1 pseudogene is annotated in these 276 nt (G+C 54.0%); it reads right to left on the bottom strand.

What is annotated here, in order from left to right:
• Nucleotides 1-40: 40 nt before the first annotated feature.
• Nucleotides 41-276: pseudogene (locus EIK80_RS25850) on the bottom strand (carbohydrate ABC transporter permease); the annotation flags it as partial.

The following is a 276-nucleotide window of genomic DNA, read 5'->3' on the forward strand; positions in this document are numbered from 1 at the left end:
GAGAAGACATCGAAGCTTATCTTTCTTGTTTAATTCCCGCTTATTTAATGCCCGTCATAGCCACGCCCTGAATGAAGTAGCGCTGCAGGAATACGAACAAGAGCAGGATGGGTGTGATGACCAGCACGGCGCCGGCGAGCAGCACACTGTAGTTGGTGGCGTTCTGGCCCGTGGAGTAGAGGGACAGGGCTACTGGCAGCGTGTACATCTCCTCGCTTTGCGCGGAAACCAATGGCCATAGGAAGTTGTTCCAGCTAGACAGGAAGGTCAGGATGG

This window comes from Caulobacter sp. 602-1 (assembly GCF_003931565.1).
Taxonomy (GTDB): Bacteria; Pseudomonadota; Alphaproteobacteria; order Caulobacterales; family Caulobacteraceae; genus Caulobacter.